Here is a 24,633-nt window from a genome sequence, read left to right as displayed (position 1 = left end):
GGCTCCTCACTTCTGGCGAACTAGCTACCGGTGGCCTTCTGGTACGCGGCAACGTCGCCGTCCAGTTCTCGAAGCACCTTGTTCCAATCGACATTCACGATCTCGACACCTTTGAGCGTCGCAGCTGCCGAGGGCACGGTGCCGGTCGTGGGCGCGTCGCGCAGCTCGGTGCGAGCAGGCACCGCGAAGGCATCGGGCAGCGCCTTCTGCGCATCGGCCGACAGCAGGAACTCCATCAGCTTCTCGGCCGCCGGCTTGTGCGGGGCGCCCTTGGCCATGCCCATCACGTACGGCAGGGCAACGGTGGAGCGCTTGCCGTCGGCAGCGGCGGGGAAGAAGAGGGTGAACTTGGAACCCTTGTCCTTGATGTTGGCCAGGTTCATCTGGACATCGCCATTGGCGACGACCAGCTCACCCTTGTCGACCTTGGCCTGCAGCTTGCCCGTGGAGGACGAGGGGCCGACATTGTTGGCCTGCAGCTTGCCGAGGTAATCCAGCGCACCCTGCTTGCCGAGCAGGTTCTGCAGCAGGATCAGCACCGCGGTGCCGTCGCCGGCCTGACCGGGGGTCGAGTACTGCAGCTTGCCCTTGTACTCCGGTTTCAGCAGGTCGTCCCAGGTGATGGTGGTGGTGTCCACGGCGGGGTTGGCGATGAAGCTCGAGTAGTTGCCCGCGAGGGTGACGTACTTGCCTTCCGGATCCTTGTCGGCGGCCGCGACCGCGGTGGTGTCGACACCGCTGTCCTGCAGCAGCCCAGCGCTTTTCGCCTTCTGAATGAATGGCGGCAGCGTGACGAGCACGTCGGCCTGCGGGTTGGACTGTTCCTTGTCCACTCGGTTGACGACTTCGCCGGAGCCCGCCTCGACCAGGTTGACCGAGATGCCGGTCTGCTTCTCGAATTCGGCGAACTGGGTGGTGTACCAGCTGCCGACGCCGTCGGCGGAGTACACGGTGACGGTCTTGCCGTCGCCGCTGTCGGTGCCGGTGCCACCGCATCCTGCGGTGAGTGCGACAGCAGAGACGGACGCGATGATCAGCGCGGTGCGGGAGATGGTGCGCGTCAGGCGGCCCTGTGTGTTCGAAGTACGCACGATTGCTGCAACTTTCGGTTCGTGTCGAGTGAGGTGTCGAAGGGGGCGGTTGGTTTGCTCGGCTCCGTCCGGGGTGACGGATCAGGTTCGGTCGGCGAGCACCAGCTCGGCGAACTCGGTGACCGACGCCACCACGTGGGTGGCGCCTGCGGCGCGCAGCTGGTCTTCGTCGTGCGCGCCGGTCAGGGTGCCCGCCACGATCCGGGCGCCGGCGGCGAGGCCGGTGCCGATATCGCTGGTCGTATCGCCGAGCACCGCAACCTGATCGACGGCGTCGACGCCGAGGCGCAGCAGTGCGGTGAGGACCATGTCGGGGTAGGGGCGTCCGCGCCCGGCATCGGACGGCGCCAGGGTCAGATCGGCAATGTCGTTCCAGCCGAGGGCATTCAGTAGCCGGTCCTGGGTGCTGCGGCTGAAGCCCGTGGTGAGCGCGACCTTGACACCCGCAGCGCGCAGCGCGCGGATCGCCTCGACCGCACCGGGAATCGGTGTGATGTCGGCCTCGTCGATCAGTGCCTCGTAGGCGGCCTCGAAGGCGCGGTTGCCCTGCTCGGCGCGGTCTTCGTCGCCGAGCAGGGCGCGAAACACCGCGATCTTCGACTGGCCCATGGTGTCGAGCACGTACTTGCGCGCTGTGTCTCGGTCGGGCCCTTCGGTTTCGATGCCCGCGGCGGTGGCGGCGACGTCGAAGGCGCGCAGCACCAGGCCCCCGTCGGCGACGGTGGTGCCTGCCATGTCGAGTACGGCGAGTTGGATGTTCTTGTCCGGCACAGCGTTCCTCACAAATTGAGTAGGTCGGCGGTTTCCTCGCCGAGGACGGGGCCGAGGGTCATGCCGCGGCCGCCGGGGCCGGTGATCACCCAGATGTGCTCGTCGGCCATGGCTCGGGTGACGATGGCGGTGGGGTCGATGCTCTGGCTGTAGACACCGGCCCAGCGCCGAACCACCTGCGGCAGTTTGCGTCCGAGCATTTCCTCGGCGATGGCGGTGAGGTGTTCGTAAGGCGCCTCGTCCACGTCGAAGGCGAAAGGCTCCTCGTATTCATGGGTGTCGCCGATGGTGAGGCCGCCGTGCAGACGCTGCACGCACAGCAGTTGCATCTTGTGCTCGGCGGCGGTGGCGGTCTGGGACTGCTCCTGGTTCAGTGCGTCGGTCTCGGTGCCCGCGAATCCCGGGTAGTACCTGAAGCTGTCGCCGTCGGCGATGGCGGTGGTGAGCAACTCACCCAGCGGCGCGGTCTGCATCATCTGCAGCCGGACGCGGCGGACCGGGATGTTCCCGACCAGTTCGCGGGTCAGGCCGGAGTGTGCCGCGCCGGGGCAGTCGAGCACCAGATCGGCGTGGTGGTTGCGGCCTTGGTCGTCGGCTACGGTGGCGCCGGAACCGGTATCGGTGACCGACCTGGCCTCGGTGCCCGCGTGGAAGGTGTAGCGGCCCGAGGCCGCCATATGCGCGCGCAGCGCGGGCAGCGTCTGGCGCGACTCCACTGCGGCGTCGGTCGAACAATGCAGTCCCGCAAGGAATTTGCCGCGCAGGACGGGGTTGAGCGCGCGCACCTGCTCCGGCTCGAGCAATTCGAAGCCGCGGGCCTGCGCGCTCGGGTCTGCGGCGGCGGCCTCGGCGACGGCGAGCTCGGCGGGTGTGCGCACCAGCGTGATCGATCCTGCGGGGCGGAACCCGATGCCGGGGACCCGGCCGCCGATCTCCTCCCACAGCTGCCGGGACCGCAGGGTGAGATCGAGCTCCGTGGCCGAGCGCCCGGAGACCCACACCAGACCGAAGTTCCGTACCGTGGCGCCACGGGCTTCCGGCTCCCGCTCCAACTGCACGACCTCGTGCCCACGGCCGATCGCGGCCAGGGCATGTGCGGTGCCGAGGATTCCACCTCCGATGATGACCAATCGCATGGACACATAGTGGGCAATGGTCTAGACCGATGGGTGTTTCCTGTGCGAACGCTAGGTTAACAATTGGTATAGACCAATCACGGGTACGCTGTCGGCATGAACGGAGCGGACGTGGCGGGGGTCGACGCCCAGGCGGCGGTGGTAGCCGGCAACGAGGAACGACGCGGTGGGCGCATTGATTCTGCGCAGCCGAGCCGATTGCCCAAGTCGTACCTGGTGCGCACGGAACTCGAAGAAATTCTGAGCGACATGGCCGAGGGTGACCCGGTCCCTTCCGAACGCGACCTGGCCGTCCGGTTCGAGGTCGCCCGCGAAACCGTCCGGCAAGCGCTGCGAGATCTATTGGTGGAAGGCAGGATTCGGCGCCAGGGTCGCGGTACTGTGGTGTCGCGGCCGAAGATGGTGCAGCCGTTGTCGTTGCGTTCCTACACCGAAGGCGCGATCAGCTTCGGTCGGGTGCCTGGTCGACTGCTGGTCAATTGGGAGGATGTGCCCGCCGACGCCGACACCGCCGACGTGCTCGGGCTCGCGCTCGGCACTCCGGTGATGCACCTCGAGCGAGTGCTACTCGCCGACGGTGAGCGCATCGGATTGGAGAGCACCTTCTTGCCGCTCGTCCGCTTCCGTGCTTTGTACGACACCTATGACCCGACCACGTCGCTATACGCGGCAGTGCGTGCGTCGGGTGTCGAGTTGGGCAGGGCGACCGAACGCATCGAGACGGTTCTCGCCTCCCCACGCGAAGCCGCTCTGCTCGAATGCACCACGGCCCTACCGCTTTTGCTGCTGAACCGTCGCAGTGTCGACGGGAAGGGAGAGCCGATCGAGCGTGTCCGGTCGCTGTACCGCGGCGACCGGATCGCTTTCGAAGCCCAGCTCTCCTAGTAGGCAGCGGCCGCGGGGAGATCGAACGCCGCGCCCGGCGATGCTGGTCGCCCGGCGTGGTGTGCGGCTTCCCGCCTATCAGCGGACCTGCGGTGCCACCTTCTCGCCGAGGAGTTGGATGTTGTGCAGCACCTTCTCGTGCGGCAGCGTGCCGACGCTGGTGTGCAGCATGAACCGATCCAGTCCAAGGGTGTCGCGAATATCGGCGACCTTGGCCGCCACATAATCCGGCGTCCCGACGAACAGTGAACCGCTCTGCGAACGCAGACCGTCGAACTGGGCCCTTGTCATCGGACCCCAGCCGCGTTCGCGACCGATGGTGTTCATCGCGAGTGCATACGGCTCGTAGAAATCCGCGACGGCTTGCTCATCGGTGTCGGCGATGTAGCCGTGCGCGTGCACCGCCACCGGTTGCTTGTCGTGTCCGCCTTCTGCGACAGCGCGGTGGTAGAGATCGACCAGCGGCTTGAACCGTGTGGGTTCGCCGCCGATGATCGCGATCGCCAACGGCAGTCCGAGCAGCCCGGCTCGGATGACCGACTCGGGACTGCCGCCCACGGCAATCCACACCGGCAACGGCCGGTTGTCGGTGCGCGGATACGCGACCGCGTCCCGCAGTGGAGCCCGGAACTTGCCCGACCAGTTCACCGGCTGGTCCTCGCGAAGATGCAGCAGCAGTGCCAACTTCTCCTCGAACAGTTCGTCGTAGTCGGCGAGGTCGTAGCCGAATAACGGGAACGACTCGGTGAACGAACCACGGCCCGCCATCAGTTCGGCTCGGCCCTTGGACAGTCCGTCGAGGGTCGCGAAATCCTGGTACACCCGGACCGGGTCGTCTGAACTCAGTACGGTGACCGCGCTGGTCAGTTGGATGCGCTCGGTTCGTGCGGCGATCGCTGCCAATACCACCGCGGGCGAGGATGCCGCGAAATCCTTGCGGCGATGCTCGCCGACGCCGTAGACGTCGAGTCCGGATGTCTCGGTCGCCACCGCTTCCTCGACCACCTCGCGCAACCGTTCTCCGGCGCTCGGCGCGGGGCGCTCGCCGACCGCGTACAACTCGGCAAACGTCGTCAGTCCCAATTCCACGGCTGGAGTCCCGTCCATGAGTAGTTTCGATGTCAACTACTGCGGTAAACGGACCGTGGTCCGTGACTATTCCGTCGGGCAGCGGAACAGTCTTCGGTCGGGCTAGACCGCGATACTCTGCGCGGGCGGCTTGATGACGCCGATCAATCTTCGATCTCCCATGTCGTAGGTGTTGCGTTTCAGCTCGTCGCCAGAGTTGCCCTCGATAGTGGTGATCTTGTTGCCGTTGATGGACTCCACGATGCCCACATGGTCCAGTTCCCCGTCGTTCTTCCAGTCGAAGACGATCATGTCGCCTGGCTGTGCGCCCGAGGTGTAGTCCCACAAATTCATCTTATGGGCGTCGGACCAGAGGCTCGGCACGAAATTCGGGTTGGTCCACTTGACCTCATACCCGGCCTGATCCCACACATAGGTGGAAAAGGCGGCACCACGGCCCGTTGATGTCGTATGGCCTCTTGACCAGGTTGCCGTTCTTATCGTAGGCCGCTGCGACGTTGTTGCCGCCCTGCTCGTGGACCCCGAGCGCCAGTTCGCGCTGTGCCTGCGTGAGGATGTCGGCGACAGTGCCATGCCCCTTGGGGTTGTAGCTGGCCGTACTCGCGGGCAACGCCGTCGAATAGGGCCGCGAAGATGAGTAACCGCCAGAAGGGCTCGGGTGCGAGGCGGCGATGGTGCGCGCATGACTTTCGGACTGGGCCCACGCCCCCTCGACCTTGCCGTGTACGTCGTCTACGGCGTGCAGGACGAAGCGCAGCGTGCGGATCTCCTCGCCGATCGTCAGCGGCAGTTGCACTCCGTCCTCGTCTCGACGCTCGTTGATACTGCGGAGATCCGATCGAGTTGACCGAATCGTTCCTTGACCGCCACATACGTTGCGTTTGAGAGGTTGAAGGTAGAAAAGGTGGTGTCCTTGACGTTCGTGCCCTGCTGATCCATCTCGGCTTTCTTCGTGTCGACGTCGGTCTGCCGAGTCCTGTAGCCGTCGACCATCAGTCCCTCGGATTTGGCGTTGTCGAATGCGGCGGTGTCGAGTAGCTTCTGCTTCTCCATCCAACCCACCAGATCGGGTTGTTTGTCACCCTGGCCCGAAGCGAACAGCAGAATCGACGTCTCGATGGCCTCCTGTGATGCGCGAATGGCCGACGTCGTGAAGCCGCTGGCGATCTTGGGAATGTACAGGGTGTCGACGAAGCCGACCAGTTCATCGCGGGTAGTACTCATTGCTGCTCCGATCCTGCGATTGTCCTGATATCGCGTGCTATCGGGTTTAAGAGCACCATCTGTAACCTCGCTCGGCCGGTACCGCCGGATGCTCCGGCGGCTGGATCCCTCTCTTCGGCAGATTATCGGTCATTCCCGACATTGGTAACGTTCCACATCCGGCTCGGGCGGCATCGTTCGCGACTGCGATCGGCACGTCAACCGCCGCGAGGTGGCCGCAGAGCATGGCAGATAGTCTGGTGCCATGTCAGTGCGCACCCGTCAGCCGCTTGTTCCCGGGACCCTCTCGCCGACTCGGGAAGTTCCGCGCTCGATCGAGCGTCCGGAGTACGCGTGGAAGAAGACCGTCAACGAGGGCAACGAACCTTGGGTGCAGACGGCCGAAACCATCGAAAGAATGCGGATCGCGGGAAAGATCGCCGCGCAGGCGCTGGAAGAGGCGGGCAAGGCCGTCGCGCCCGGCGTCACGACCGACGAACTGGACCGGATCGCACACGAGTACATGTGTGATCATGGGGCCTATCCATCGACCCTCGGGTACAAGGGATTTCCGAAGTCGTGCTGCACCTCGCTCAATGAGGTGATCTGCCACGGGATTCCGGACTCGACCGTGATCGAGGACGGCGACATTGTGAATATCGACGTCACCGCCTACATCGACGGGGTGCACGGCGATACCAACAAGACCTTCCTCGCGGGCAATGTGGACGAGGAGGTTCGGCTGTTGGTCGAGCGGACCGAGGAAGCGACCATGCGGGCCATCAAGGCTGTTCGGCCCGGTCGTGCGCTGAATGTGATCGGCAGGGTGATCGAGTCCTACGCCAACCGCTTCGGCTACGGCGTGGTCCGGGACTTCACCGGTCACGGCGTGGGCCCCACCTTCCACAGCGGCCTGGTCATCCTGCATTACGACCAGCCTGCCGTCGACTCCATCATCGAGCCGGGCATGACCTTCACCATCGAGCCGATGATCAACCTCGGCGGCATCGACTACGAGATCTGGGGCGACCAATGGACCGTGGTTACCAAGGACCGTCAGTGGACCGCACAGTTCGAGCACACCCTGGTGGTCACGGACACGGGCGCTGAAATCCTGACCCTGCCGTGACAGGTGGCTGCGCTGGGCCGCGCGGTTCGACGCGGGTGTGCGCGCACCCGGGCGGCGCGGCAGCGGCGTGAAAGGCGCACTGCTCGTCGCGGGCACCACCTCGGATGCGGGCAAAAGCGTTGTGGTGGCGGGGCTTTGCCGAATGCTGACGCGTCGCGGCGTGCGCGTCGCGCCGTTCAAAGCGCAGAACATGTCCAACAACTCCGTCGTCACCCTCGACGGCGGGGAGATCGGGCGGGCACAGGCGCTGCAAGCGCAGGCGTGCGGGCTGGAACCGAGCGTGCGGTTCAATCCGGTGCTGCTCAAGCCGGGCAGCGACCGCCGTTCTCAGCTGGTGGTGCGCGGACAAGCGGTCGGCACGGTGGGAGCGCGCGATTACTTCCGGCACCGACAGGATTTGCGGGAGGTCGTTGCGGCCGAACTCGCCTCTCTGCGTGCGGAATTCGACGTGGTGATCTGCGAGGGGGCGGGTTCGCCCGCGGAGATCAACCTGCGGGCCACCGATCTGGCGAACATGGGACTGGCTCAGGCGGCTCGGCTGCCGGTTCTCGTGGTCGGCGACATCGATCGCGGCGGGGTGCTCGCCCACCTCTTCGGAACCGTTGCAGTGCTCGATCCCGAAGATCAGCAACTGATTTCGGGCTTCGTGATCAATAAGTTCCGCGGCGATGTCGAACTGCTGCGGCCCGGACTCGAACGGCTCACCGAACTCACCGGCCGTCCCACACTGGGCGTGATCCCCTTCGCCGACGAACTCTGGATCGACGCCGAGGACTCCCTCGGCACCGTCGCCGATGCTCCGGTCGGCCGTCCCCGCCCGCCCGTCGGTGCCGAATGGCTGACCGTTGCCGCCATCAGGCTGCCGCGTATCTCCAACTCCACCGATGTCGAGGCCCTCGCTTGTGAGCCGGGAGTCGCGGTGCGCTGGGTGAGCGAGCCGTCCAGGCTGTCGGAGGCCGACCTCGTGGTGCTGCCCGGCAGCAAGGCGACGGTCGATGACCTGGCCTGGTTGCGCCGCACCGGGCTCGCCGACGCGTTGACGGCTCGCGCGGCTGCGGGCAAACCGATCCTCGGCATCTGCGGCGGCTATCAGATGCTCGGCCGCCGGATCACCGACACCGTCGAATCCGGTGCGGGCGTCGTCGAGGGCCTCGGACTGCTCGATCTCGATATCGAATTCGCCGACCCGAAGGTACTGCGCCGGGCCTCCGGGCGCACCCTGCTCCCAGACGGGGAGCGAATGCCGTTGCAGGGCTACGAAATTCATCACGGAAGGGTGTGTCGCAGCACCGATCCCGCCTGGCTGGAGCTGGCAGGCGTACCCGAGGGCAGCGTCCGCGGTGCGGTGTGGGGCACCCACCTGCACGGTCTGCTTGAATCGGACGGGTTCCGTCGAATGTGGCTGCGGCAGATCGCCGCCGCGGCCGGACGACCGGGTTTCCTTGTCGCCGAGGATGTTTCGGTTGCTGCGATTCGCTGCGCCCAACTCGATCTGCTCGCCGACCTGGTCGAAGAGCACCTCGACTTCCCACAGCTGGAACGCCTGATCGTCGACGGTGCGCCCGGCGGCCTTCCTGTCCTCACTGCCGCGATGGCGCCGAGCTCCGCAAGTCGCTGAGCTGGGTGAACCCAGGAATGCATGGCCGGAGAAATAGTGGTGAACCCCACGTCTGACTCGCAGGTGAGGTTCGACACGCGGCTCTGTTCAACCGGGCCGTGTACCGTACTCCGGCATGAAATCTCGGCGGATCACGGTCGGTGACCGGGCTTGGACCGTGCGGGTCGACGGGCCCGAATCTCGGCACAGCGTGTTGCTGCTGCCCGACGCGGGTGATCCGGTCGATGTGTACGACCAGGTCTGTGCTCGACTGCACAATTCGGACCTGCGCACCATCGCGGTGGAATCGATAGCGGACCTGGACACCGCCGGTGTACACGGCATTCTCGACGAGCTCGGCGTGCCATGGGTGAATGTCGCCGGGCGCGGGTCGGGCGCGGAACTGGCCTGGCAGCTGTGTGCGGGCGGTTTCGGCCGGTTCATCAGCCTGGTGGTCGCCGATCGCGGCCACCCCGCGGTGCCCGCCGCGGATGGGACCGTGCTGGACGCAGCGTGCCGGCCGGTCGAACTCGCTGTCACCGTGCTGGTGACCAAGAACATGCCGCGTATGGTCGCGGATACGTCCGGACGCTACGTCTACGGCGAGTTCCGGGTGGTGGAGATCGACGTCGACAATGTGGCGACCGAAGCCGACCACGAGCTGGCGACCGAGATCGTGTTACGCACCAGCCTCTGGTGAGGCGGACTTGCGCAGGTAGATCGCCAGCCAGTCCAGCCAGTTGTCGAGTTCGGTGAACGCCTTCGCCAGCGGCTCGGCCGAGGACAGGAACACGTCGTGCCGTGCGCCGTCGATCGGGACGATGTTGGTGCGATCGCCGAGGCAGCCGGACCAGCGCTGGATCTGCCTGACGTCGAGCACCGCGTCCGCCACGTCGACCGTGGGTCCGTACTTGCGCGCGAACTTGGTGATCCGGGAACGCAGGATCAACGCGGGCACCCCGATTGCGAGACCCGCCTGCAGCTGGGCATGACCATTGCGGATGGCCCGCAACCAGCCGAAGCGGACCGGGAAGCCGCTCAGCGGCTTCCAATCGAGGTTGTAGTCCCATTCGCCCGCGACACTGTGGTGCAGGCTGTCGCCGTAGGAGCTGATCTTCCCGCCGGGTAGCTCGATCATCGACCGGAACTTGCCGAGCGCCTTGATCACGGGTGTGCCGATGGTCCGGTAGTACGAGGGGCCCTGCAGGTCGAACCACGGGCTGTTGAGCACCAAACCGGTGATGCCGGATGCGACGGTGCCCTTGGCCCGATTCAGCCGGTCCAGCCACAGCGGCACGATCAGCCCACCGGTGGAGTGCGCGACGAGCAGCACCTCGCCACCGGTCTCCTCGCGCACGATGCGCAGCGACTCGTTGAGCTCGGCGTCGTAGAGCGCCAGATCGGTGACGTAGTGCGGTGTCTGCCCATCGCGGAGCGAGCGTCCGCACTTGCGCAGGTCCAGGGCATAGAACTGGTGCCCGCGCCCGGCGAAGTGCTCGGCGAGATGCTGCTGGAAGAAGTAGTCGGTGAAGCCGTGCACGTACAGCACCGCGAGCTCGGTGGCCGCGGCGCCGGAATCCGGGGTGTACTTGACCAGTGTGGCCACCGCGTCACCCTCGCCGTCGGGATCGGGGCCGAACGCCAGGGTCCGCTGCTCGTAACCCGCGCCGAGAACGTCCGGTTGCCACTTCGCGCCCGTCGTGATGTCCGACACGCCTAGCGAGGTTTCGTTCGTCACGACAACCAATCTAGGCGACGTTTGCGTCGGATTGAAGTTCCAGCGTCGCCGAGGGCAGGGGAGGAATCTATGTCACATTCGACAGGTTCGTTGCCGGTGATCGAACCGGTGAGGTGCACAATTGGCAATAGGTGAACGGCGGGTAACCTACTCACCGCCGAGTCACGCCAGGCTCGTAAAACTCCATATAGCGCCCGTGCCAAGGCTAACCACCAAGAGGGTGGCAGCCGCAGAAGTGACAAGGAAGTCGATCTACCCGTGCCGAACGCTGCCATGACTGAAAAGACCGATGTGGTACTCATCGGTGCCGGCATCATGAGTGCCACCCTCGGCGCGCTGCTTCGCCAGCTGCAGCCGGATTGGTCGATCTCCCTGTTCGAACGGCTCGACGCCGTTGCGGCGGAGAGCAGCGACCCGTGGAACAACGCGGGCACCGGCCACTCGGCGCTGTGTGAGTTGAACTACAGCCCGCAGAAGCCCGACGGTTCTGTCGACGTCTCCAAGGCGATCGACATCAACGAGCGCTTCCAGGTCTCACGGCAGTTCTGGGCCTACGGTGTGGAGAACGGCCTGCTCAGCGATCCGTCGGGCTTCATCAACCCCATCCCGCATGTCAGCTTCGTGCACGGTGCCGACGACGTCCAGTACCTGCGCAAGCGCTACGAGGCGCTGTCGCGCCACCCGCTGTTCGAGGGCATGGAGTACATCGACACCCCTGAGGAATTCAGCCGACGACTGCCGCTGATGGCCAAGGGGCGCGACTTCTCCGACCCGGTCGCGCTGAACTGGACCGATGCCGGCACCGATATCGACTTCGGTTCGCTCACCAAGGAATTGCTCGCCTACCTCGGCAAGTCCGGCGCGGACCTGGCCTTCGGCCACGAGGTGCGCAACCTGACCAAGCAGTCCGACGGCACCTGGCTGGTGCGGGTGCGTAATCTGCGTACCCGCGAAACCCGCACGCTCATCAGCAAATTCGTTTTCGTCGGGGCAGGCGGTGGCGCGCTGCCGCTGCTGCAGAAGGCGGGCATCAAGGAGATCGCGGGCTTCGGTGGATTCCCGGTGAGCGGCCAGTTCTTCCGCTGCACCAACCCTGAGCTGATCAAGCAGCACGAAGCCAAGGTGTACGGCAAGGCCGCCGTCGGCGCGCCGCCGATGTCGGTGCCGCACTTGGATACTCGCGTCATCGGCGGACAGCCGGGCCTGCTGTTCGGCCCGTACGCGGGCTGGACGCCGAAGTTCCTCAAGGACGGCAAGCTGACCGACCTGTTCAAGTCGGTGCGTCCGGGCAACCTGTTCTCGATGCTCGGCGTCGGCGTTACCGAATTGGGCTTGGTCAAGTACCTGGTCAGTGAGCTGCTGAAGTCCGAGGCGGGCAAGGTGTACACGCTGCAGGAGTTCGTCCCGCGGGCCGACGGCCACGACTGGGAACTGATCACCGCGGGTCAGCGCGTGCAGATCATCCGTCGCAAGGGTGCAGGCGGCGTGCTCGAGCTCGGCACCGCCGTGATCGCGGCCGAGGACGGCTCCATCGCCGGTCTGCTCGGCGCATCGCCCGGCGCGTCGACCTGTGTGAGCGCCATGGTCGATGTGCTGGAGCGCTGCTTCCCGCGCGAGTACGCGGACTGGATGCCGAAGCTGAAGGAAATGGTCCCCTCGCTGGGCGTGAAGCTCTCGGAGAACCAGGCTCTGTACCGCGAAGTGTGGGACTGGACCAGCAAGACGTTGAACCTCACGGGCGTGTCGGACAACACGCGGAAATACGAGGGGGTCGCGCCGACGGCGTAGGTGTGGTACCAAAACGCGATGATGTCAACGGTTGCACTCAAACGGTCATGGGCGCAGGATCTCGACACCGCCACCCTTTATCAGCTGTTGAAACTCCGCGTGGAAGTCTTTGTGGTCGAGCAGAAGTGCGCCTATCCGGAACTGGACGGCCTGGATCTGCTGCCGGAGACCCGACACTTCTGGCTCGACGACGAGGGTGAGGTCATCTCGACGCTGCGATTGCTCGAAGAGCACGAAAACGGCGTGAAATCCTTCCGCATCGGCCGCCTGTGCACCGCGGTCCCCGCCCGCGGCCACGGCTACACCACCAGGCTGGTCCAAGCTGCCCTGGCCGAAGCCGGCTCCGCCACCGTGCGCCTGAGCGCCCAGACATACCTGGTCGACATGTACACCAAGTTCGGTTTCAAGCCCGACGGTGAAGAGTTCGACGACGACGGCATCATGCACACCCCCATGCGCAGGGGCTGAGTTTTTTTGGCAGCGCCTGCGGCGCTGCGTGTTCGCGGCCCCCTTGGTCTCGCTTCCGAGCCGTCGAGACTCGCGCCTTCGGCGCATGCGCTTCGACGGCTCGGAAGCGAGACGGGCCGCGAACTCTAGTGCTCGGTCTCGCTGCGCTCGAAAGGCGCATCGTGCCGAGTGGGGGCGTCGGTAGGTCGCGGCTGGTGGAGGGTGCTGGGGATCGGCTGGTGTGGCGCGAATAGAGTTGGGGCGTGTCCTTGTCCCATACGGAAACTGCACCGCATGCCCATTCGCTGAGTGGTTCGCGTCCTGGCGCGGATGGTGAGGCGGGGTTCCCGTTCTCGGCGGTGGTGGGGCAGGAGCGGTTGCAGCTGGCGTTGATTCTGTGCGCGGTGCATCCCGGGATCGGGGGGGTGCTGGTGCGCGGGGAGAAGGGCACCGCGAAATCGACAGTGGTGCGTGCGCTTGCGCAGCTGCTGCCGCCGGTGGTCGATGAGACGGGCGCGCGGCCGGCTCGGCTCGTGGAACTGCCGGTCGGCGCGACCGAGGACCGGGTGGTCGGTTCGCTGGATCTGGAGCGGGTGCTGCGGGACGGGGAACAGGCGTTCCGGCCGGGCCTGCTGGCGGCCGCCCATCACGGCGTGCTCTACGTCGACGAGGTGAACCTGCTGCACGACCATCTGGTGGATGTGCTGCTCGATGCGGCGGCGATGGGGCGGGTGCATATCGAGCGCGACGGTGTTTCGCATTCGCACCCGGCGCGGTTCGTGCTCGTGGGAACGATGAACCCGGAGGAAGGGGAGCTGCGTCCGCAGCTGCTGGACCGGTTCGGGCTGACCGTCGATGTCGCCGCCTCACGGGAGGTGGATGTGCGGATGGCCGTGGTACGCCGCAGGCTGGATTACGAGGCGGACCCGACCGGGTTCGCGGCGAGTTACGCGGCCGCCGACCGGGATATCGCCGAACGGATTCTCACTGCCCGCGATCGCGTCGCAGGCGTAGCGCTCGACAATGTGGAGTTGCGCCGAATCGCCGCACTGTGTGCGTCTTTCGATGTGGATGGGATGCGCGCGGACTTGGTGGTTGCCAGGACCGCGACGGCGCACGCGGCTTGGCGCGGCGCCGACACCGTGGGTGAAGAAGACGTGCGTGTTGCCGCCGAGCTGGCACTGCCGCACCGGCGACGGCGCGATCCGTTCGACGAGCCGGGCATCAGCGAAGAACAGCTCGACGACGCGATGCGCGACGCGGGCGAGGAAGCGGCGCGCGCCGAGCAGCCGGGTGGCGAAAACGGTACGGAGCAAGAAGAATTCGGGACCGACCGGGCGCAGGATCAGCCTTCGCCGGATCCGAGTCGCGCGGACGATTTCGGTCCGGACAGCGAGGGACCGGATTCCCCGGACGACGGACCCGACGGCGGCCCGGATTCCCCGGACAGCGGACCCGGCGGCGGGCAGTCGCCCGCGGCTCGCGAAGGCCGAACCGGTGCTCCCGCTGCGTCGGTCGTGGCTCCGCCACGCTGGGAAGTCCCCGGCGTCGGTGAGGGTGCGGCGGGCCGCCGCTCCCGAGCGCAGACCAGGCAGGGCCGCACCGTCCGCTCCAGTACGGACACCTCCGCCGGACTACATCTGCTCGGCACCGTCTTCGCGGCCGCCCCGCACCAGCACGCCCGCGGCCGCGGCGACGGTCCGCTGATGCTGTCGGCCGAAGATCTGCGCGGTGCGTATCGCGAAGGGCGCGAAGGCAATCTGGTCATCTTCGTGGTCGACGCCTCCGGATCGATGGCGGCAAGGGACCGGCTTTCCGCGGTCACCGGCGCTGTCGTCGCCCTGCTGCGCGATGCCTACCAGCGCCGTGACAAGGTCGCCGTGATCACCGTTCGCGGACAGGAAGCCGAACTCGTGCTGCCGCCGACCTCCTCGGTCGATATCGCGGTCCGCCGCCTGTCCGGCATGCGTACCGGCGGCAAAACCCCGCTCGCCGCAGGCCTGTTGAAGGCCCGCGAGGTGGTGCACCGCGAACGAGTCCGTGACCCTCGCCGTCGCCCCATGCTCGTGCTCCTCACCGATGGCCGCGCCACCGGCGGCGCCGATCCGGTGCCCCGTGCTCGCGCTGCGGCCGCGATGCTGGCCCACGAAACGGTGACCTCGATCGTTGTCGACTGCGAACGCGGCATGATCCGCCTCGGCCTCGCCGCCGACCTGGCCCGCAGCCTGCGCGCCGGCTACCTGCGACTCGGCGAGCTGACCGGTGAATCGGTAGCCGATGTAGTCCGCGCAGGCTCGGGTCGTTACGGCGCGCACCCGGCAATGCGAGCCGCTTGATCGTGACGGCACAACTGCCTGTCGTCGATAGCCGACGCCGCCTGCGCCGGCCATCGGGGCTGGTGTACCGCGGCGCGAGTTGCCTCAGCGCACCGCCGCTACGCCCTGGCCTCGACAGTCGATGTCGTCTGTACCTGATCCAGTCACCTCGGCGCGTGCACAGCGCTACGAACTACCTGTTCGTGGTGGCACAGCTATCTGCCCCCGACCCTTCGGCGGCTCCAGGTATGGCGCAGCCGGCCGACCGTCGGCACTGTTCGGCACAGCGTAGATCGACAGGCGATGGCGTCCACATGAGTGCGGGCGTACTGATCAATGGACTACCAAGGAGTTTCGATGCCTAAGGGTGTGCCGGAGACCGTTCCGGATGATGGGCTGACCACGCGGCAGCGGCGCAATCAGCCGGTGCTGGCGGTGCACACCGGGCCGGGCAAAGGGAAGTCGACCGCGGCGTTCGGGATGGCGTTGCGTGCCTGGAACCAGGGATTCGACGTAGCGGTGTTCCAGTTCGTGAAGAGCGCCAAGTGGAAGGTCGGCGAGGAAGCCGCTTTTCGTACCCTCGGCCGGCTGCACGAGGAAACCGGCGCTGGTGGCGCGGTCGAATGGCACAAGATGGGCGAAGGCTGGTCGTGGACCCGCAAGCCGGGCAGCGACGAGGACCACGCCGCCGCCGCGCTGGCAGGCTGGCGGGAGATCGCCCGCAGACTCGAAGCCGAGCAGCACCGCTTCTACGTTCTCGACGAATTCACCTACCCGCTGAAGTGGGGCTGGGTCGACACCGACGAGGTCGTCGAGACACTGCGAAACCGACCGGGCAACCAACACGTCGTGATCACCGGCCGTGACGCCCCGGTGGCCCTCGTCGAGGCCGCCGACCTCGTCACCGAAATGACCAAAGTCAAACACCCCATGGACGCAGGCCGAAAAGGCCAACGAGGCATCGAATGGTGACCCTCGCTTCGACGAGTGGGACATGGCTGCGCCGAACGCCGAGCAGCCCGCTGCACCATGTACCGCTCGCCGGCCGGCAGTGCGTGGGCCCGGTGTCGGCGGCCGATGGTGCTGAATGGCGGAGTGGATGCGGGTCCCGAGGGGTGCGGATTCGGTGAGCGTTCCTGCGGTGGTGATTGCCGCGCCGGCGTCGGGAAGTGGGAAGACCACGGTGGCGACGGGGTTGATCGGGGCGTTGCGGCGGGCAGGGCATCGGGTTGCGCCGTTCAAGGTCGGGCCCGACTACATCGATCCCGGGTATCACGGACTTGCCGCGGGGCGGCCGGGGCGCAACCTCGATCCGGTGCTGGTCGGCATGGAACGTGTTGTGCCGCTGTATCGGCACGGTGCGCAGGGATGTGACCTCGCGGTGGTCGAGGGTGTGATGGGGCTGTTCGACGGCCGCATCGACGAGAACCAGTCCGGGCCCATCGCCGAGGGATCCACCGCGCAGGTCGCCGGATTACTTGGCGCACCAGTGGTTTTAGTGGTCGATGCCCGCGGCCATAGCCAGAGCCTCGCCGCGCTGTTGCACGGGTTCGCCACTTTCGACAGCACGATCAGGCTCGGCGGTGTAGTCCTCAATCGCGTCGGCAGCGAACGCCACGATCAAGTACTGCGCGCGGCCTGCGAGCGCGTCGGCCTGCCCGTCCTCGGCTCACTGCCACGAATGTCCGAGCTGGAAGTCCCTTCCCGCCACCTCGGTCTCATCCCCGCTGTCGAACACGGCGCCGCCGCCACTGCCGCGGTCGATGCAATGACGGATCTCGTTTCCGCCCACGTCGATCTGCGCGCCATCGCGAGTCTTGCCCACACGACGGCCGCAGGTCCGATCTGGGATCCGGGAGTGGAGTTGCGCGCGCATTCGGCCGCGCCGCCGGCTGCGAGCGTGGCATGGGATCAGACGGTCGGAGCGAGTAGGCCCGGTCCAGCCTCGTCGATACAAACCGGTGCGTTGGTGGGCGCACACTCCGATGCTGGAGCTGAGGCAACGCGGCCAGACGAGGAAGGGCTGAGCGGTGACAGCCGGTCGGTGGTGCGGCCGACCTCGGAAGGGGAGCCGCACGGAACGCACGTCACCGGGCGGGAGACCACGCCCACGACCGTCGAGTCGCTGCCCCTCAGTGGTGCAGACATCGACCATGCCGCCGAAACTCTCACTGAGAAGGCAAGATTCGCGCCGGTGATCGCCATCGCCGGCGGGCCTGCGTTCACCTTCGGGTACGCCGAGCACCGCGAGCTGTTGATCGCGGCGGGGGCACAGGTGGTGGTTTTCGACCCGATGCACGACGAACTTCCCACCGGCACAGCAGGTCTGGTATTGCCGGGCGGGTTCCCGGAGGAACACGCCGCCGACCTGGCGGCCAATACTCGTCTGCTCGCGCAGGTGGCCGAGCAGGCCGGGCGCGGGATGCCGGTGCACGCCGAATGCGCCGGCCTGCTGTATCTCACCCGATCGCTCGACGGCCACACGATGGCAGGCGTTGTCGACGCGACTGCGGAATTCGGACCGCGCCTGACCCTCGGCTATCGAGATGCGGTGGCGCTCACCGATTCTCCGCTCTGGCGAGCGGGCGAGCGGGTGCGCGGCCACGAATTCCACCGGACCCGACTCGTCACCACCGGACCCGACACCCCCGCATGGGGTTGGCACGCCGGCGGCGACCGAATCCGCGAAGGCGCACTCGTCCACCGCGTGCACGCCTCCTACCTGCACACCCACCCAGCCGGAAATCCGCGAGCTGTAGCACGTTTCGTGGCCGCCGCAGCCGACTACACACCCACCCGTGCCGCCACGTGAGTTCGCCGTCGGCCTCGGTTTCCGACCGGGAACCTCGGCCGAGCGAATCCTCTCTGCCATCCGAGAAGCACTGGGCGACAAACCTATCCGCTGCCTGGCAACGCTCGATCGCCGTGCCGCCGAGCCCGGCATCCGGGCCGCAGCAGCCCACCTCGCGATTCCGGTCCGCGCCTACACCAACGCAGAACTGGCCGAAGTCCGTGTCCCCAATCCATCAACCCGGACCAACACCCTCCTCGGCACCCCCAGCGTTGCCGAAGCTGCCGCGATCCTGGCAGCCAACGGCTCGCTCACTATCCCCAAGCGAACCATCGACCACATCGTCATCGCCGCCGCACTCCATCGTCCTGCCCGCAGCGAATCAGCCTGCTCCCGAACAGCCCACGACGGCGAATTAGCAGGCAGCTCGTTGGTCCACGCGGGCGAATCGCGCATCGGCGATGACCCAGAATCATCGGGCCGCGAATCCCATCACCCCTCTGCTGTGGTGCTCCGCCGACCGGTCCGAGAGTTGGGAAGGCCGAGCCGCAGTCTGGTTCGGCTGTCGTCGGCGTCGGGGCGGCTCGCTCTGTTCTTGCCGGAATCTGCCGCGCCCACAGTAGGTTCTGCGCTCGGGCGCAGGTCGCCATTCTCCGGCAGTGCCCGTATCGGTGGCGTCGGCGTGGTTCGATGGCGGGATGGAGATCCGAGGTATCGACAACGTGCTGGTTCCGGTCGGCGACCTGGGTGCTGCGGTGGAGTTCTACGAGGGTGCGTTGGGGATGGCGGTGAAGTTCACGCTGCCGCAGGACGGTATCGCGGTGTTCGATGTCGGCGGGGAGGTAGCCGGGGTAATGGTCCGGGTGGATCCGAGCGCGGGTGCACAGGGGTTGTCGGGGATGCGGTTGTGGTTGGAGGTGCCCGATGCGCTGGCCGCGGCCGCGGAGCTCGAAGGGTACGGGGTGCCAGTGCTCGGTGCGCCGTACGAAGTCGGCACGGGATGGAGTGTCGAGGTCGCCGATCCCTGGGGGAATGTGATCGGGTTGACCGACTACGTCAAACGTCCGGAGCTGGCTCGACCGGAGAGCTGAAATCCGCACGGGGCGAGGCATTGTGGTGCATTGCTTCCGCACTGGAACATAGCGTAGCCGGGTGCGGGCACCGTTCGGAGTGCCCGCACCCGGTGCGGTATCAGGGCGCTACCGAGCCCCAGTCGGCGAAGCCGGTCGGGTCGTGGCGGCCGAGGCTGGCGTGTTCGAACAGGCCCCAACCTTCGGCGTCGTCGCACCGGGCGTGCGCGACATGGTCGATGACACCGAAGGGGACTCGGCTCGCGATGGCGGGATCGGTGAGGTCGTAGCTGCTGCTGGAGGACCAGTCGCGGCCCATCCAGCGGCCGTGCAACCAGTCGGGGTCGCCGCCGTAGCCGCAGCCGACATGCAGGGCGACATTGGTGACGGTCTTGATTTCGACCTCGAGCGGTTTGCCGTCGGGTGTGGTGAGTTCCAGTCGTGCGCCGACTGGATGCCTTGTGCCGGAACGGTAGTCGATGTGGATCCGCGGCCAGCCCAGCTGTTCGGTGCGGCCGTCGGGGAAGACGCGGACCGCGTCGTTGAGGGTGCGGGTCCCGTCCGGCTCCTCCTGCACGATGACCACGATGGCGAAGTCGTCGAAGCGAATCGGCACATACATCCACCAGAAGCCACCCGAGGGCTCCGCGGCGGCGCGGCCGGGCGGTTCGGGCTCGCCGACCGGTCGGATACCCCAGGAACGATCCCTGGTGCCCATCCAGATGTCCGGGTCAACGGTGAAATCCGTGCCGTCGACGTGCAGCGTGCCTGCCCAGGAGCCGACCTGTGCGAAACGGGTCGCCTGGATGATCGGCCGGTTGCCGTTGAGGATCAGGTGCGGCTGCTCCTGGACTGTCGGGAACGAGCCTTCCCACGTGAGGTCGAAGCCGAGGTCGTCGTGTTCGCAGATCACTCGGATCCGCTGCAACGGCTCCAGCACCTCGATGCGATAGCCGCCCACCTGCTGGTCCAGGCTCCGATCGCCGAGCGCGTCGGAGAAACGGACCGAACGCTGGGTGTCGCCACGCCGGACGGCCGCGTAGGCGTCGGTCACGCCGAGATTCGGGTACACGCCGAAGCCGGTGACGAAGAACGTGCCCCCGTCGCGGTCATGGCCGTTGAAATAGCTTCTGTCGTAGAAGTTCCGGTCGCTGCTGGCCACTCGGGCCAGGGACAGGTGTGTCTGATGGATCGGGTACTCGTCCAAGGGCACAGGCATTGCTGGTCTCAATCCCACTCGTAGGTTCCGGCGAGCAGCGCCTCCAGGCTCGCTCGATGCATCACGTAGTCGTCGCGGTCGGGGGTGTCGGTGTCCTCGCCGAAATGGATCATCCGGCGCTTGACTCTGGCCATCACGATGGCGTGGCGCAGCGCGGCGTAGACGATGTAGAAGTCGAGATCGCGGACCGTATATCCGGTGATCTCTTCATATTTGGCGACGATGTCGTCGCGGCGCAGGAAGTCGGCGAGGCCCGGCTGATCGAAGCGGGTGGCGATGTCCTGGAAGAAGCGGTGGATGAAGATGAGCCAGGCGATATCCAGCTCGCGGGGACCCAGGCCGGCCATCTCCCAGTCCAGCACACCGACCGGTTCGAAGCCGTTGTACAGGATGTTGCCCGGTCGCGAGTCACCCCAGGCGAGGACATCGGGCCCCGGATCGGCGGGCCAGTGCGCGTCGAGCCAGTCGAAGGTGCGCTCGATGATCGGGATCGGGTACCCGTCGTCGGCCAGCGCCCACCGATACCACTTGCGATGCCACTCGACATGCCTGCGCAGCGCCTGGCCGGGGCCGTCGAGCATCGGAAACCGGGTGGCCGGATCCGGGATCGCGTGGATTTTGGCGATGACCTCCACCGTGCCGGCGGTGAGCTGGGCGCGCTCTTCGGGGCTCGCATCGAACAGCCAGCCGATGAACACATACGGCGGATTGTCCGCGGGCACCCGTCCGTCGATTCGTTTCATCACGAAAAACTTGGTGCCGAGCACCTTTTCGTCGGTTTCCAGCCAGCACAGTTCGGGCACCGGCACGTCGGAGGCTTCGGCGACGCCCGCCATGATCTTGTATTGCGTTTCCAGATCATAGTTTTCGAACACGGGGAACGATTCGGCCTCCGGCGTCATCCGCGCCACGAACGATCCGGCCTCGTGCCTGCCGTCCACGCTCCATTCGGCGTCGAACAGCACCGTCGGGCTCGACATCCCGGCGCCCTGCGGACGCGACAGCGCCGAGATCTTCGGCGGGTGGTCAGCGGAGACCTTCGAATCCAGCCACCGGGACAAATCCTCGGCGAGGGCGTCGAGATCGCGGTCGCTGACAGTCAGCTGCCGTTGCGCGGTGGGATCGGGATCTTCGGCCATATTTCATCCTCCTGCACCATGAACCTTCGGCCAAAATGTAACGCGTTCTAGTTGCGTATGGCCAGGAAAACAGCAAGAAAATGTAACCCGCTCACTGGGTGGCATCGAGGGTTGACAGTACCGGGGTACTCATCCTTCGGGCTAGATCTCATACCCCGGAGGTAGGGGCTGAAATCGGGGACTTCCTGGAAGCGGACAGCCTCTCCGCCTCGATACGTTGCCCTCTTGTGGAGTCATCGACAGGCAGAGGGGTTCGGTGTGAGCGCGAGCGGTGTGGACGTTCTGGAGCGAGCGGACGGCGGCACGCCGAACGTCGAAGACAGGCCCCGCTGGACCGCGGCGACGCGGATCGCATTCCGTTTCAGCTTCGTCTACTTCGGCTTGTTCTGTGCTCTGTTCCCACAGATCCCGTTCGTTTTCACCGGCCTCTTCGCCAAGGATCTCGCCGAGGACACGGCGATGGGGTTGTGGGTTCCGCTCGGTCCGATCTTCGAGTGGACCGGACGGCTGATCTTCGGTACCGACGTTGTGCTGCACAAATATTCGGGCAGCGGCGATCAGCGGTTCGTCTGGGCGTTCGTGTTCAGCCTGCTGGCTGTGGCGGTCGTGGCGACGGCGATCTGGACCGTGCTGGATCGGCATCGACCGAATTATCGGATCCTGAATGCATGGTTCCTGCTCGCGGTCAGACTGTGCTTGGGCGGGCAGCTGCTCTGGTATGGGGTGGCCAAGATGATCCCGACCCAGATGCCGGAGCCTTCCCTCGCGGCATTGCTCCAGCCCTACGGCGAGTTCAGCCCGGCGTCGGTGCTCTGGAATCAGGTCGGATCGTCGCCGGTGTACGAAATCCTGCTCGGCTGCGCCGAAGTGTTCGGTGGCCTGCTGCTGTTCCTGCCGCGGACAGCAACCCTCGGCGCAATGCTCAGCCTGGTGAGTTTGGCGCAGGTATTCGTACTGAACATGACCTTCGACGTTCCGGTCAAGATTCTGGCGCTGCACCTGTTGTTGCTGAGCGTGGTGCTGCTCGCGCCGCAGGCTCGGCGGCTCGCCGACATGCTCTTGTTGGCGCGCCCTGCTGAGCCGGCTACCCAGCCGGAGCCGTTTACTCGTCGTCGGACGAAAATCATCGCGGTCACGGTGCAACTTGCGCTCGGGGTATGGGCGTTGTCCGGTGCGGTCCAGGTCGGGATGAAGTTCTGGGAAGAAGATGGCGGGGGTGCGTCGAAGCCGCCGTTGTACGGAATCTGGCAGGTTTCGGAGTTCACCCAGGACGGGCAGCCGCTCCCGCCGTTGACTACGGACGAGAACCGTTGGCAGCGACTAGTTTTCGATGTCCTCGGCGCGACCTATCAACGCATGAATGGCACGCTCGTGCCTGCTGCCGTCGTCGTGGACACCTCCGCGCACACGATCGTCCTGTCCGATCCGCCGCCGCAGCCGGGCGAGCAGTCGGCCCCGATTGCCACCTTCACCTTCGATCAGCCGTCCCCGGATCGGCTGAAGCTGGTGGGGCAGTTGGCCGGCCGGCCGGTGACCATCGCGCTCGAACAGGTCGATCTCGAGCAATTCCCTTTGCGTAGCCGTGGGTTCAACTGGGTGCAGGACTACCCCTACTTCCGCTGATCGGGTGCAGGCACCCCGACCCTGGTTCGGTTAACCCCCCGACGGAGACGGGGGTTCGCTCTGAGGACACCGAGTGGTTGGCCTCGATAGTTTCGAGCCGTCACCATTTCGTCGTCAGACAGGGAGTCCGCGTGGGTGCGATAGTAGGTCCGGAGCGGACTCGTGTTCGGGCACAACAGCATTCGGCCGCCGAAACCGGCAACCCGCGCTGGCGCCCGCTCACACGAGTCGCCTTTCGCATGTGCGTGGCCTACTTCGGGCTCTTCTGCCTGGTCTTCGCGCAGATCACCTACGTATTCACCGGGATTGCCGGGCAATGGCTTCCGGACGAAGCGATCCTCTGGCAGATGACCGCTGTCGAACCGATCGTCGCCTGGGTCGGCAGGCAGGTATTCGGCGTCGACGCCGTGCTGCACGACTCGGGCAGCGGTGATCAAGCGATCATCTGGCTGCTGGTTTTCTGTCTGCTGGTGCTCGCCGCCGTGATCACCGCCGTCTGGACCGCACTCGACCGACGCCGCGGCGACTACTCCGGGCTCACTGCCTGGTTCGTGGTCGTCATCCGGCTGTGCCTCGGCGGTCAGATGATCTTCTACGGGATGGCCAAAGTCATTCCGACACAGATGACGAGTCCGCCGCTGGCCGCCTTGGTCCAGCCCTACGGCGAGTTCAGCCCGATGTCGGTGCTGTGGATGCAGGTCGGCAGTTCACATCCGTACGAGATTCTGCTCGGCAGCGCGGAAGTCCTCGGCGGGCTACTGCTGTTCGTTCCGCGCACCGCGACGCTCGGTGCGATGCTGAGTTTGGTCAGTCTGGCCCAGGTTTTCGTGCTGAACATGACCTTCGACGTTCCGGTCAAGATCCTCTCGTTCCATTTGGTGCTGCTGTGCCTGGTGGTGCTGGCTCCGCAGGCGCGCAGACTGGCGAATGTCCTTGTGCTGGAACGGCCGTCCGAGCCCGCCACCCAACCACGACTCTTTCGCACCCTGCGAGCCGAACGCATCCTCGTTGTCGTACAGATCTTCCTCGGCATCTGGGTGCTGATCGGATGTGTGCGCAGCGGCTGGGACGCGTGGCGCGAATATGGCGACGGGGCAACGAAACCTGCCCTGTACGGGATCTGGGATGTCACAGAATTCGATGTGGACGGAGTTGCACTGCCACCACTGACTTCCGACGAAAATCGTTGGCAGCGACTCATTGTCGATACCAGCGGCGCGGCATATCAGCGGATGGACGGCAGCAGGGTGCCCGCCGAGGCCGTTGTCGATCCGGAGGCGAGGACGATCGCCCTTTCCGAACCCGCGCAGGAACCCTCGCGGCAGCCGAAGCAGTTCGCCTCGTTCACCTTCGAACAGCCGGGTCCCGACCGGCTCGTCCTGCGGGGGCAGGTGAACGACCGTCCGGTGACCGTGTCCTTGACCGAGCTGGATCTCGACAGCTTCCCGCTGCGTAGCTGCGGATTCCACTGGGTTCAGGACTACGCGTACTTCCGGTGACCCTCGCGGACCGGAAGGTCTCGGTGTCAACCGTCGGAGGCGATCGCGTTCAATTCACGGCCTTCCTGTCGGGTTCGGCTGCGGTGGTCGAGCCCAGCGGCCA

General features: G+C 66.1%; 22 protein-coding genes and 1 pseudogene. 13 read left to right on the top strand and 10 right to left on the bottom strand.

Annotation, left to right across the window (positions count from 1 at the left end; translation table 11 throughout):
• Positions 1–20: 20 nt before the first annotated feature.
• The 3 genes from OHA42_RS31880 to OHA42_RS31870 form a co-directional block, all read right to left on the bottom strand.
• The gene (locus OHA42_RS31880; RefSeq protein WP_406231420.1) at positions 21–1,091 is read right to left on the bottom strand and encodes a 2-aminoethylphosphonate ABC transporter substrate-binding protein; all 1,071 of its coding nucleotides are present in this window, start codon (positions 1,089–1,091) and stop codon (positions 21–23) included.
• Between the two features lie 81 nt (positions 1,092–1,172).
• Entirely contained in the window at positions 1,173–1,826 is a 654-nt protein-coding gene (locus OHA42_RS31875) for a phosphonatase-like hydrolase (RefSeq protein ID WP_406239746.1), read from the bottom strand.
• Positions 1,827–1,870: 44 nt separating this feature from the next.
• Positions 1,871–2,998 (bottom strand): TIGR03364 family FAD-dependent oxidoreductase, encoded by a 1,128-nt coding sequence (locus tag OHA42_RS31870; protein WP_406231418.1) that lies wholly within the window; start codon positions 2,996–2,998, stop codon positions 1,871–1,873.
• Positions 2,999–3,247: 249 nt separating this feature from the next.
• Between OHA42_RS31870 and OHA42_RS31865 the strand changes: the two genes are divergently transcribed.
• The gene (locus tag OHA42_RS31865; protein WP_406239744.1) at positions 3,248–3,883 is read left to right on the top strand and encodes a GntR family transcriptional regulator; all 636 of its coding nucleotides are present in this window, start codon (positions 3,248–3,250) and stop codon (positions 3,881–3,883) included.
• A gap of 78 nt (positions 3,884–3,961) precedes the next feature.
• Here OHA42_RS31865 and OHA42_RS31860 read toward each other — a convergent pair whose 3' ends face one another.
• The 4 genes from OHA42_RS31860 to OHA42_RS31845 form a co-directional block, all read right to left on the bottom strand.
• Positions 3,962–4,972, bottom strand: coding sequence for an LLM class flavin-dependent oxidoreductase (locus tag OHA42_RS31860; RefSeq protein WP_406239742.1), 1,011 nt, complete (start codon positions 4,970–4,972; stop codon positions 3,962–3,964).
• A 102-nt stretch (positions 4,973–5,074) separates the two neighbouring features.
• Positions 5,075–5,452: a CHAP domain-containing protein gene (locus OHA42_RS31855; RefSeq protein ID WP_406239740.1), complete on the bottom strand. Its 378-nt coding sequence runs from the start codon at positions 5,450–5,452 to the stop codon at positions 5,075–5,077.
• Positions 5,361–5,768 (bottom strand): hypothetical protein, encoded by a 408-nt coding sequence (locus tag OHA42_RS31850; protein ID WP_406239929.1) that lies wholly within the window; start codon positions 5,766–5,768, stop codon positions 5,361–5,363. The genes OHA42_RS31855 and OHA42_RS31850 overlap by 92 nt, the downstream gene beginning before the upstream one ends.
• A complete protein-coding gene (locus tag OHA42_RS31845; protein ID WP_406231416.1) occupies positions 5,753–6,196 on the bottom strand; it encodes a hypothetical protein in 444 nt (147 codons plus the stop codon). Before OHA42_RS31845 ends, OHA42_RS31850 begins: the two co-directional genes overlap by 16 nt.
• 244 nt (positions 6,197–6,440) lie before the next feature.
• Between OHA42_RS31845 and map the strand changes: the two genes are divergently transcribed.
• The 3 genes from map (at position 6,441) to OHA42_RS31830 (ending at position 9,601) form a co-directional block, all read left to right on the top strand.
• Positions 6,441–7,304, top strand: coding sequence for a type I methionyl aminopeptidase (map, locus tag OHA42_RS31840; protein ID WP_406231414.1), 864 nt, complete (start codon positions 6,441–6,443; stop codon positions 7,302–7,304).
• A 67-nt stretch (positions 7,305–7,371) separates the two neighbouring features.
• A complete protein-coding gene (locus tag OHA42_RS31835) occupies positions 7,372–8,922 on the top strand; it encodes a cobyric acid synthase (RefSeq protein ID WP_406239738.1) in 1,551 nt (516 codons plus the stop codon).
• 115 nt (positions 8,923–9,037) lie between these two features.
• Positions 9,038–9,601, top strand: coding sequence for an alpha/beta hydrolase (locus OHA42_RS31830; protein WP_406231412.1), 564 nt, complete (start codon positions 9,038–9,040; stop codon positions 9,599–9,601).
• Here OHA42_RS31830 and OHA42_RS31825 read toward each other — a convergent pair.
• Positions 9,581–10,639, bottom strand: a complete 1,059-nt coding sequence (locus tag OHA42_RS31825) for an alpha/beta hydrolase (protein ID WP_406231410.1) — start codon at positions 10,637–10,639, stop codon at positions 9,581–9,583. The two genes, OHA42_RS31830 and OHA42_RS31825, sit on opposite strands and share 21 nt — an antisense overlap.
• Positions 10,640–10,912: 273 nt before the next feature.
• Here OHA42_RS31825 and mqo point away from each other — a divergent pair, with 273 nt between their 5' ends.
• The 7 genes and pseudogenes from mqo (at position 10,913) to OHA42_RS31790 (ending at position 19,071) form a co-directional block, all read left to right on the top strand.
• Positions 10,913–12,427 carry a malate dehydrogenase (quinone) gene (gene mqo, locus OHA42_RS31820; protein ID WP_406231408.1) on the top strand — a complete coding sequence of 505 codons (1,515 nt, stop codon included), beginning with the start codon at positions 10,913–10,915 and terminating at the stop codon, positions 12,425–12,427.
• Positions 12,428–12,445: 18 nt separating this feature from the next.
• Positions 12,446–12,895 (top strand): GNAT family N-acetyltransferase, encoded by a 450-nt coding sequence (locus OHA42_RS31815; RefSeq protein WP_328403867.1) that lies wholly within the window; start codon positions 12,446–12,448, stop codon positions 12,893–12,895.
• Between the two features lie 284 nt (positions 12,896–13,179).
• On the top strand, positions 13,180–15,210 hold the full coding sequence (locus tag OHA42_RS31810; RefSeq protein ID WP_406239736.1) for a magnesium chelatase subunit D family protein: 2,031 nt from the start codon (positions 13,180–13,182) through the stop codon (positions 15,208–15,210).
• A gap of 336 nt (positions 15,211–15,546) precedes the next feature.
• Positions 15,547–16,161, top strand: a complete 615-nt coding sequence (gene cobO, locus OHA42_RS31805; protein ID WP_328403865.1) for a cob(I)yrinic acid a,c-diamide adenosyltransferase — start codon at positions 15,547–15,549, stop codon at positions 16,159–16,161.
• Between the two features lie 127 nt (positions 16,162–16,288).
• Positions 16,289–18,001, top strand: coding sequence for a cobyrinate a,c-diamide synthase (locus OHA42_RS31800; RefSeq protein WP_406231405.1), 1,713 nt, complete (start codon positions 16,289–16,291; stop codon positions 17,999–18,001).
• Positions 17,988–18,278 (top strand): annotated as a pseudogene (locus OHA42_RS31795) (cobalamin biosynthesis protein); the annotation flags it as partial. The gene OHA42_RS31800 and the pseudogene OHA42_RS31795, both read left to right, overlap by 14 nt.
• 361 nt (positions 18,279–18,639) lie before the next feature.
• Positions 18,640–19,071, top strand: a complete 432-nt coding sequence (locus OHA42_RS31790; RefSeq protein WP_328403859.1) for a VOC family protein — start codon at positions 18,640–18,642, stop codon at positions 19,069–19,071.
• A 100-nt stretch (positions 19,072–19,171) separates the two neighbouring features.
• Here the strand turns inward: OHA42_RS31790 and OHA42_RS31785 are convergent, their stop codons facing one another.
• Positions 19,172–20,269 carry a hypothetical protein gene (locus OHA42_RS31785; protein ID WP_406231404.1) on the bottom strand — a complete coding sequence of 366 codons (1,098 nt, stop codon included), beginning with the start codon at positions 20,267–20,269 and terminating at the stop codon, positions 19,172–19,174.
• Positions 20,270–20,277: 8 nt separating this feature from the next.
• Positions 20,278–21,408, bottom strand: a complete 1,131-nt coding sequence (locus tag OHA42_RS31780; protein ID WP_406231403.1) for a phosphotransferase family protein — start codon at positions 21,406–21,408, stop codon at positions 20,278–20,280.
• Positions 21,409–21,666: 258 nt separating this feature from the next.
• Between OHA42_RS31780 and OHA42_RS31775 the strand changes: the two genes are divergently transcribed.
• Positions 21,667–23,031 (top strand): DoxX family protein, encoded by a 1,365-nt coding sequence (locus OHA42_RS31775; RefSeq protein ID WP_406231402.1) that lies wholly within the window; start codon positions 21,667–21,669, stop codon positions 23,029–23,031.
• Positions 23,032–23,162: 131 nt separating this feature from the next.
• On the top strand, positions 23,163–24,530 hold the full coding sequence (locus OHA42_RS31770) for a DoxX family protein (RefSeq protein WP_406231401.1): 1,368 nt from the start codon (positions 23,163–23,165) through the stop codon (positions 24,528–24,530).
• The last annotated feature ends 103 nt before the right edge of the window (positions 24,531–24,633 follow it).

The organism is Nocardia sp. NBC_01009, from assembly GCF_045208035.1.
GTDB lineage: Bacteria > Actinomycetota > Actinomycetes > Mycobacteriales > Mycobacteriaceae > Nocardia.
Note: the sequence above shows the minus strand (reverse complement) of the source record. Positions and strands in the feature narration are given on the sequence as shown.